The sequence below is a fragment of the Streptomyces durbertensis genome (assembly GCF_014156695.1).
Taxonomy (GTDB): domain Bacteria; phylum Actinomycetota; class Actinomycetes; order Streptomycetales; family Streptomycetaceae; genus Streptomyces; species Streptomyces durbertensis.
Genome location: NZ_WMLF01000213.1, coordinates 1 through 8898, shown reverse-complemented (window position 1 = coordinate 8898; position 8898 = coordinate 1). Strand labels below are relative to the sequence as shown.

Annotated in this window: 9 protein-coding genes; 7 read left to right on the top strand and 2 right to left on the bottom strand. The window is 71.5% G+C overall.

Features of this window, described 5'->3' with window-relative positions:
- Positions 1-37 precede the first annotated feature (37 nt).
- A complete protein-coding gene (locus GL263_RS15420; RefSeq protein ID WP_182856285.1) occupies positions 38-1255 on the bottom strand; it encodes an acyl-CoA dehydrogenase family protein in 1218 nt (405 codons plus the stop codon).
- A 165-nt stretch (positions 1256-1420) separates the two neighbouring features.
- On the opposite strand from GL263_RS15420, the gene GL263_RS15415 reads away from it, so the two are divergent.
- Positions 1421-2062 (top strand): TetR/AcrR family transcriptional regulator, encoded by a 642-nt coding sequence (locus GL263_RS15415; protein ID WP_182856284.1) that lies wholly within the window; start codon positions 1421-1423, stop codon positions 2060-2062.
- Positions 2063-2090: 28 nt separating this feature from the next.
- Here the strand turns inward: GL263_RS15415 and def are convergent, their stop codons facing one another.
- Positions 2091-2645: a peptide deformylase gene (gene def, locus GL263_RS15410; protein WP_182856283.1), complete on the bottom strand. Its 555-nt coding sequence runs from the start codon at positions 2643-2645 to the stop codon at positions 2091-2093.
- A 108-nt stretch (positions 2646-2753) separates the two neighbouring features.
- Here def and GL263_RS15405 point away from each other — a divergent pair, with 108 nt between their 5' ends.
- The 6 genes from GL263_RS15405 (at position 2754) to GL263_RS15380 (ending at position 8789) form a co-directional block, all read left to right on the top strand.
- Positions 2754-3995, top strand: coding sequence for a MurT ligase domain-containing protein (locus GL263_RS15405; protein ID WP_182856282.1), 1242 nt, complete (start codon positions 2754-2756; stop codon positions 3993-3995).
- A gap of 22 nt (positions 3996-4017) precedes the next feature.
- On the top strand, positions 4018-4746 hold the full coding sequence (locus tag GL263_RS15400) for a type 1 glutamine amidotransferase (protein ID WP_182856281.1): 729 nt from the start codon (positions 4018-4020) through the stop codon (positions 4744-4746).
- Positions 4747-4871: 125 nt separating this feature from the next.
- Positions 4872-5822: a cytochrome c oxidase assembly protein gene (locus GL263_RS15395; protein WP_182856280.1), complete on the top strand. Its 951-nt coding sequence runs from the start codon at positions 4872-4874 to the stop codon at positions 5820-5822.
- Positions 5823-5991: 169 nt separating this feature from the next.
- Positions 5992-6162 carry a hypothetical protein gene (locus tag GL263_RS15390; RefSeq protein ID WP_182856286.1) on the top strand — a complete coding sequence of 57 codons (171 nt, stop codon included), beginning with the start codon at positions 5992-5994 and terminating at the stop codon, positions 6160-6162.
- Positions 6163-6256: 94 nt separating this feature from the next.
- Complete coding sequence (locus tag GL263_RS15385; protein ID WP_323379414.1) at positions 6257-7219, top strand: DUF3048 domain-containing protein; 963 nt, start codon at positions 6257-6259, stop codon at positions 7217-7219.
- A gap of 124 nt (positions 7220-7343) precedes the next feature.
- Positions 7344-8789 carry a glyceraldehyde-3-phosphate dehydrogenase gene (locus tag GL263_RS15380; RefSeq protein ID WP_182856278.1) on the top strand — a complete coding sequence of 482 codons (1446 nt, stop codon included), beginning with the start codon at positions 7344-7346 and terminating at the stop codon, positions 8787-8789.
- The last annotated feature ends 109 nt before the right edge of the window (positions 8790-8898 follow it).

Genomic DNA, 8898 nt, shown 5'->3' with positions numbered 1-8898 from the left:
GTCGGGTGGTCGCCGCTCGGGCGGCGGGTGTGCGGGGTCAGCGGATGGGGACTCCCGAGATGCTGCGGGCGATGACAAGCCGCTGGATCTCGCTGGTGCCCTCGAAGATGGTGTAGATGGCCGCGTCGCGGTGCATGCGCTCGACGGGGTATTCGCGGGTGAAGCCGTTGCCGCCGAGGATCTGCATGGCCTGGGCGGTGACCTCGCGGGCGGTCTCGCCGGCGAAGAGCTTGGACATCGACCCCTCGGCGGCGGTGAAGGGCTGCTTGGTGGCGGCCATCCAGGAGGCGCGCCAGACGAGGAGCCGGGCGGCGTCGACGCGGGTGCGCATGTCGGCGAGTTGGAAGGCGACGCCCTGGTTGTCGATGATGGGGCGGCCGAACTGGACGCGGGTCTTGGCGTAGTCGAGGGCGACCTCGTAGGCGGCGCGGGCGATGCCGACGGCCTGGGCGCCGACAGCGGGGCGGGAGGCTTCGAAGGTGGCCATGGCGGCGTTGCCGCCCTGTTTGCGGCGGCCTTCGCGGACGCGGGCGAGGCGTTCGTCGAGCTTCTCCTTGCCGCCGAGCAGGCAACTGCCGGGGACGCGGACGTCCTCGAGGACGACTTCGGCGGTGTGGGAGGCGCGGATGCCGTGCTTGAGGAACTTCTGGCCCTGACTGAGGCCGGGGGTGCCGGGCGGCACGATGAAGGAGGCGTGGCCCCGGGATCCGAGATCCGGGTCGACGACGGCGACGACAACGTGGACGTTGGCTATGCCGCCGTTGGTGGCCCAGGTCTTGGTGCCGTTGAGCACCCACTCGTCCTTGGCCTCGTCGTAGACGGCGCGGGTGCGGATGGCGGAGACGTCGGAGCCGGCGTCGGGTTCGGAGGAGCAGAAGGCGGCGACCTTGACATCGCCCGCGTCGCCGTACATCTGGGGGATCCAGGTGCCGATCTGCTCCTCGGTGCCGTTGGCGAGGACGCCGACGGCGGCGAGTCCGGTACCGACGATGGACAGGGCGATGCCGGCGTCACCCCAGAAGAGTTCCTCCATGGCCATGGGGATGCCGAGGCCGGTGGGGTCGAAGAACTGCTGGGCGTAGAAGTCGAGTGAGTAGATGCCGATCTTGGCGGCTTCCTGGATGATCGGCCAGGGGGTCTCCTCGCGTTCGTCCCATTCGGCGGCGGCGGGGCGCATCACGTCGGCGGCGAAGCCGTGGATCCAGTCCCGTACGGCTTTCTGGTCCTCGTTGAGATCGAGTGCGAATTCCGCCATCGTGCGCCTCCACAGGTGTGTTACTAGCGGTAACGCATTTTGTTACCCATGGGTACACCCTGTCAACCTGCCGGGAGCGCTCTCGCGCGAGGCGTGGCGGTGACGGCCCCAGGTGTTACGTTCGCGGCGACGACAGGATTCCCAGCACGGGGGAGGGCACGCGGAATGGACACCGACCCGCGCACGGCACAGCGCAGCACCGCCGAACGCAGACGACGGGAGCTGCTGGAGGCGGCGGAGCGCGTCGTGCTCCGCGACGGCCCCGGGGCGTCGATGAACGCCATCGCCGCCGAGGCGGGCATCACCAAGCCGATCCTCTACCGGCACTTCGGCGACAAGGGCGGGCTCTACCGGGCGTTGGCGCAGCGCCACACCGACGCGCTGCTGGAGTCCCTGCGGGCCGCGCTCGACGCCCCCGCCGAGCGCCGGGAGCGGGTGGAAGCCACCCTGGACACGTACCTGACGGCCATCGAGGCGCACCCGCAGGTCTACCGCTTCCTGATGCACCCGGCGGAGGACGCCGAGACCGAGCAGGGCTTCGACGTCGGCCACCACTCCGCTCCGCTGCTGCGCAGGCTGGGCGAGGAACTGGCGGTGTTCATCGAGGAGCGGCTGGACCTCGGGCCGGGCAGTGAGGAACTGGCCCGGGTCTGGGGTCACGGGATCGTCGGCATGATGCACGCGGCCGGCGACTGGTGGCTGCGTGAACGGCCCTGCCCGCGGGAGCAGTTGGTGTCACATCTCGCCGACCTGCTGTGGGGGAGGCTGGCGGCGGCGGCCGACCGGGCCGGCCGACCGACGTTCTGAGCGCCGCCGCGACCGTCGCCCGGCCGTCTCAGCCGGGCTCGGCCCGCGCGCCCCAGGGGGTGCGGCGTACCGCGCGCAGCAGACGGCGTCGGCGCAGCGGCCCGAGCCGGTCCGCGTAGACGGTTCCCTCCAGGTGGTCGCACTCGTGCTGGAGGCAGCGGGCGAAGAAGCCCGTACCCTCGACGGTGACCGGTGTGCCGTCGGCACGCACGCCCTCCACCCGGGCGTGGTCGGCGCGTGGTGTGCGCGCCTCGAGTCCGGGCAGGGACAGGCAGCCCTCCGGGCCGGCCACGTCCTCACCGCCCACGTCGACCAGGCGCGGGTTGACCACGTGCCCGAGGTGGCGTCGGTCCTCGTCGTCGGGGCAGTCGTAGACGAAGACGCGCAGCGGGACGCCGACCTGGTTGGCGGCCAGACCGACGCCGCCGGCGGCGTACATGGTGGCGAACATGTCCTCCACCAGAGTCCGGAGTTCGGGCCCGAAGTCGGTCACGGGCTCGCACGGCTCGTGCAGCACCGCCGTGCGGTACAGGGTCAGGGGCCGGACTTGTCCGGTGCCTCCGGGAATCGGGCCTCGTCGCATGTCCGACACCCTACGGCCCGCTCCTTCCCGACAGTGGTGCGGTTCGGGGCGGGGGCCCAACTCTCGATAGGCTGCACCATGAGCGAAGCGCAAGGAGGATCAAGGACGATGGCAGGCAACTCGGAGCCGCTGTCGCCGCGCGCCAAACTGGCTGTGACGGCGGGCAGGGCCGCGGCGGCGGTGTCTCGGGCCGCGGGCCGCGGCAGTGGATCGGTGATCGGCGGCCGGGTGGCCCTCAAACTCGACCCCGACCTCCTGGCCCGGCTCGCGGCCCATCTGGACGTCGTGCTCGTCTCCGCGACCAACGGCAAGACCACCACAACGCGGCTGATCGCCGAGGCCCTGCGGGCCACGGGCGAGGAGGTCGTCTCCAACGCGCTGGGCGCCAACATGCCGGCGGGCATCACCTCGGCACTGGCCGGCGGTTCCAAGGCCCGCTACGGCGTGATCGAGGTCGACGAGAAGTACCTGGCGGGTGTCGCCAAGGACGTGACGCCGAAGGCCATCGCGCTGCTCAACCTCTCCCGCGACCAGCTGGACCGGGCCGCCGAGACGCGGATGCTCGCCGAGCACTGGCGGGAGGGGCTGGCCGGCTCGAAGGCGGTGATCATCGCCAACGCGGACGACCCGCTGGTGGTGTGGGCGGCGTCCTCCTCGGCGAACGTCGTGTGGGTGGCCGCGGGCCAGGAGTGGAAGGACGACGCCTGGTCCTGCCCCTCGTGTGGCGGTGTGATGCAGCGGCCGGGCGACGACTGGCTGTGCGGCGAGTGCGGTTTCCGCCGGCCGACGCCGACCTGGGCGCTCTCCGGCGACCACGTGCTGGACCCGCACGGTTCCGCCTGGCCGATCAGGCTCCAGCTGCCGGGACGGGCCAACAGGGCAAACGCGACGACCTCCGCCGCGGTCGCCGCCGCGTTCGGTGTGCCGCCGCAGGTCGCCCTGGAGCGGATGTACTCGGTGCAGGCGGTCGCCGGCCGGTACGACGTGGTCAGCTACCTGGACCGGGACATCCGGCTGCTGCTGGCGAAGAACCCGGCCGGCTGGCTGGAGACGTTCTCCCTGATCGACCCGCCGCCGGCGCCGGTGATCCTCGCGGTGAACGCGCGCGGGGCCGACGGCACCGACACCTCCTGGCTGTGGGACGTGGACTACTCGCGGCTGGCCGGGCACCCCATCTGCGTGATCGGCGACCGGCGGCTGGACCTGGCGGTACGGCTGGAGGTGGCCGGCGTCGACTTCCAGGTGTTCGACACCGCAGCGGAGGCCGTGCGGGCCTGCCCGCCCGGACGTATCGAGGCGATCGCGAACTACACCGCGTTCCAGGACCTGCGCCGCGCCGTCGGCAACTGACCCCAGTGAGGAGTGCCAAGCGATGAGTGACTCGAGTCTGCGGGTCGTGTGGGTCTACCCGGACCTGCTGAGCACCTACGGCGACCAGGGCAACGTCCTGGTCGTGGAGCGTCGGGCACAGCAGCGCGGTCTGGCGGTGCAGCGCATGGACGTGCGTTCCGACCAGCCGATCCCCACCTCCGGGGACATCTACCTGGTCGGCGGCGGCGAGGACCGGCCGCAGCGGCTGGCCGCCGAGCGGCTGCGCCGGGACGGCGGGCTGAGCCGGGCCGCCGACAACGGGGCGATCATCCTGTCGGTGTGCGCCGGCTACCAGATCCTCGGCCACGAGTTCGTCAACGACCTCGGGCAGCGGGAGGAGGGACTCGGCCTGCTGGACGTGACGAGCGTGCGCGGTGAGGGCGAGCGCTGCGTCGGCGACGTGCTGGCGGACGTGGACGAGCGGCTCCGGCTGCCGCAGCTGACCGGCTTCGAGAACCACCAGGGCGTCACCCACCTCGGGCCGACCGCCCGGCCGTTCGCCCGGGTCCGCCTCGGGCGCGGCAACGGCACCGGCGACGGCACCGAGGGCGCCTGGAACGACACCGTCTTCGGTACGTACATGCACGGTCCGGTGCTGGCCCGCAACCCGCAGATCGCCGACCTGCTGATCAAGCTGGCGCTGGACGTGAACGCGCTGCCACCGGTCGACGACCGCTGGTACGAGGCGCTGCGCCGGGAGCGCGTCGCGGCTGCCACCGGGCCCGCCTGACCCGACTCCCGGCAGCTGCGTCCGCGATGCGGACGCCTGACCGCCCCCGGCCGCGAGTGCGGCCGGGGGCGGTTCTACTCTTGTTCGGGCAATCGGCGCGAACCAATCGGCCAGGAGATCACGCGATGGACCACGGCGAACACGGCATGCCCGGGGAGCTGCTTCCCTTCACCTGGGGCAGGGGGCTGGAGTTCACCGGAGAGCCGTTCTTCCTCTACGGGTCGCTGCTGGCGCTCGCGCTCTACGGTTGGGGTGTGCTGCGGCTGCGGGCGCGCGGGGACCGCTGGCCGGTGCGGCGGACGGTCGCCTTCGCGGTCGGCGTGCTGAGCGTGGCGCTGGTGACGGTCACCGCGCTGAACGACTACGGCATGGTGCTGTTCAGCGTGCACATGGTGCAGCACATGGTGATCAGCATGCTGTCCCCGATCCTGCTGCTGCTGGGCGCGCCGGTCACGCTGGCGCTGCGGGCACTGCCGTCGGCCGGGCGGGGCCGTCGGGGTCCCCGCGAGGTGCTGGTGTCGTTCCTGCACAGCCGCTACGTGCGGGTGATCACGCATCCGGCGTTCACCATCCCGCTTTTCATCGCGAGCCTCTACGCGCTGTACTTCACGCCGGTGTTCGACTTCCTGATGGAGTCGCGGCCCGGGCACATCGGCATGATGGTGCACTTCCTGGCGGTGGGGCTGGTGTTCTTCTGGCCGATCATGGGCGTGGACCCGGGGCCGCACCGGCCGGGGCACATCATGCGGATGCTGGAGCTGTTCGCCTCGATGCCCTTCCACGCGTTCTTCGGGATCGCGTTGATGATGGCGAGCGAGCCGATGATCGGCACGTACCAGAACCCGCCGGCCAGCCTGGGGGTGGACGCGCTGGCGGACCAGAGCGCGGCCGGCGGCATCGCGTGGGCGTTCAGTGAGATCCCGTCGGTGATCGTGCTGATCGCGCTGATCTACCAGTGGTACCACTCCGAGCAGCGGCAGGCCCGGCGCAAGGACCGGGCGGCGGACCGGGACGGCGACAAGGAGCTCGCGGCGTACAACGCGTATCTGACCTCGCTCAACTCCGGCAGCCGGTGATCCTGGCGGCCGTCGGGCGCCCGGCGGTGCGCGTGGGATCCCAGGGATCCCACGGGGACACATAGCGCCGTGAAGTAGCGCGAATCGGCCGTTCTGCGGGACCATGGCGGTATCGGGCCCGGCGCGCACGGACAGCTGTGGGCGCCGCACCGCCGTGGAGGTGGCTGCCATGACCGGTATGACGGGATCCGTCAAGAAGATGACCGTCGCGACGCTGGTGGCGCTGGTGGTCGCGACGGCGTACAGCGTGGCGCTGGGCGGCAACGGGTTGCTGTGGTTCGCCTGGATCGTGCTGGGCCTGGCGACGCTGGCGCTGGTCACCGCGGAGGGCGGCGGCTGAGGGCCGGGGTCAGTGGCCGGCGGGGACGTCGCCGACGGTCCGGGGCGGTCCGGTGGACACGCGGGGTCGAAGGGCGTGGCCGGCACGTGGCGCGGTGGTGGTGGCGCTGCTGCTGGTGCTGGTGTCGTGCGGCTGCCAGCCGGGCGGGGACGAGGAGGGCGGGCGCGGCGCCGAGTCGCCGTCCCCCTCCCCCACCGCCTCACCGTTCACCGGTGAGGCGGGCGTCGAGGCGGGTCCGGTGCTCGCGGTGAAGATCGACAACGTGCGGCCGGCACGGCCGCACACGGGGGTCGAGGACGCGGATCTTGTGTACGCCGAGCGGGTGGAGTCCGGCCTGAGCCGGCTGGTCGCCGTCTACTCGGGCCGGCTGCCGGAGCGGGTCGGACCGGTGCGCAGCGCGCGGGAGTCGGACCTGGAGCTGTTGGAGCAGTTCGGACGGCCGGCACTGGGCTACTCCGGGGTGCAGTCGCGGCTGCGGCCGCTGCTGGAGGCTGCCTCGCTGTACCCGGTGCCGCCGTCGGCCGCTCCGGAGGCCTACGCGCGCGGCGGTGACCGGCCTGCGCCGCACAACCTCTACCTGCGGCCGGAGGCGGCCCTTGCGGCCGCGCCGCGGGCGAGCACGGCCGCCGACATCGGGTTTGTCTTCGACGAGCGGCGGCCGGCCGGCGGTGAGGCGCGGGAGCGGCACACCGTGCGGTACCCGGCGGCGGCGTTCGGCTTCGAGTGGTCGAGCGGTGAGGGCAGGTGGCTGGTGTCGTTGGACGGGGAGCCGGCGGTCGGTACGGCGGGGGTGCGGTTGTCCGCGGCGACGGTGGTGGTGCAGTACGTCACCGTGCGGGGGTCGGACTTCCGGGACCGGGGCGGGAACGTGACCCCGTACACCGAGACGGTGGGGTCCGGCGACGCGCTGGTGTTGCGCGACGGCCACGCATACCGGGCGCGCTGGGAGCGGCCGACCGCCTCGACCGGCACGCGCTTCTCCTCCCCCGACGGCTCGCCGTTGCCGTTTGCCGTCGGGCCGGTCTGGGTGGTGCTCACCTCGGCGGACCGCGACTGACACGCCGCTGAGCTGCGAAGACGTCGGTCCGGCGCGCGGCGGGGGTGGGAGCGGCGGCCCGCTCACCGCACGGTCGGACCGTGCGGTTAACATATGAGCACCGCCTAGCTCGAAAGATAAACTTGTGACTGTCAACGAGGACTCGTTCACTGACTGGAAGAACCGCGAGAAGATCGCGGAGTCGATGATCCCGATGATCGGGAAGCTGCAGAGGGAGCGGGACGTCACCGTCCTGCTGCACAGCCGCTCCCTGGTGAACAAGTCGGTGGTCAGCATTCTCAAGACCCACCGGTTCGCCCGTCAGATCGCCGGCGAGGAGCTCTCGGTCACCGAGACGCTTCCCTTCCTGCAGGCTCTCTCCACGCTCGACCTGGGGCCGTCCCAGATCGACATCGGCATGCTCGCCGCGACCTACCGGGGCGACGACCGCGGCCTGTCGGTGGAGGAGTTCACCGCCGAGGCGGTCGCCGGCGCCACCGGGGAGAACAAGATCGAGCGCCGCGAGGCACGTGACGTCGTGCTCTACGGCTTCGGTCGCATCGGCCGGCTGCTCGCCCGGCTGCTGATCGAGAAGGCCGGTTCCGGCAACGGTCTGCGGCTGCGGGCCATCGTGGTGCGCCGCGGCGCGGGCCAGGACATCGTCAAGCGGGCCTCGCTGCTGCGCCGCGACTCGATCCACGGCCAGTTCCAGGGCACGATCACCGTCGACGAGGCGAACAGCAAGATCATCGCCAACGGCAACGAGATCCGGGTCATCTACTCCGACGACCCGACGACGGTCGACTACACCGAGTACGGCATCAAGGACGCCATCCTCATCGACAACACCGGTCGGTGGCGGGACCGCGAGGGGCTGTCCAAGCACCTGCGCCCGGGCATCCACAAGGTCGTACTGACCGCCCCCGGCAAGGGCGACATCCCGAACATCGTGCACGGGGTCAACCACGACACGATCAAGCCGGACGAGCAGATCCTCTCGTGCGCGTCCTGCACCACCAACGCGATCGTGCCGCCGCTGAAGGCGATGGCCGACGAGTACGGTGTGCGGCGCGGCCACGTGGAGACGGTCCACTCGTTCACCAACGACCAGAACCTGCTGGACAACTACCACAACTCCGACCGGCGCGGCCGTTCGGCGGCGCTCAACATGGTCATCACCGAGACCGGCGCCGCCTCCGCCGTCGCCAAGGCGCTGCCGGAGCTGAAGGCGCCCATCACCGGCAGCTCGATCCGCGTCCCGGTGCCGGACGTGTCGATCGCGATCCTCAGCCTCCAGCTCGGCCGGGAGACCAGCCGCGAGGATGTCCTGGACTACCTGCGGAACGTGTCGCTGACGTCGCCGCTCAAGCGCCAGATCGACTTCATCAGCGCGCCCGACGCGGTCTCCAGCGACTTCATCGGCTCCCGTCACGCCTCGATCGTCGACGCCGGCGCGACCAAGGTCGACGGGGACAACGCGATCCTGTACCTCTGGTACGACAACGAGTTCGGCTACTCCTGCCAGGTCGTGCGGGTCGTCCAGCACGTCTCCGGCGTCGAGTACCCGACGTTCCCCGCGCCGGCGGTCTGAGCCGGTCCTCTCCTCCCCTGGCCGCCCGTGGCCGGCGTTGTCGCCGGCCACGGGCGGCCGGCGTCTGTCGCGGGTTCGTGGCGGGGCGTGGCGGGTGGTTCGTGGCGGC

Excerpts from the sequence above, each read along its gene's own strand:
- GL263_RS15400 (WP_182856281.1), top strand. The coding sequence starts at position 4,018 with ATGAGTGACTCGAGTCTGCGGGTCGTGTGGGTCTACCCGGACCTGCTG.
- GL263_RS15395 (WP_182856280.1), top strand. The coding sequence starts at position 4,872 with ATGGACCACGGCGAACACGGCATGCCCGGGGAGCTGCTTCCCTTCACC.
- GL263_RS15390 (WP_182856286.1), top strand. The coding sequence starts at position 5,992 with ATGACCGGTATGACGGGATCCGTCAAGAAGATGACCGTCGCGACGCTG.
- def (WP_182856283.1), bottom strand. The coding sequence starts at position 2,645 with ATGCGACGAGGCCCGATTCCCGGAGGCACCGGACAAGTCCGGCCCCTG.
- GL263_RS15405 (WP_182856282.1), top strand. The coding sequence starts at position 2,754 with ATGGCAGGCAACTCGGAGCCGCTGTCGCCGCGCGCCAAACTGGCTGTG.
- GL263_RS15415 (WP_182856284.1), top strand. The coding sequence starts at position 1,421 with ATGGACACCGACCCGCGCACGGCACAGCGCAGCACCGCCGAACGCAGA.
- GL263_RS15420 (WP_182856285.1), bottom strand. The coding sequence starts at position 1,255 with ATGGCGGAATTCGCACTCGATCTCAACGAGGACCAGAAAGCCGTACGG.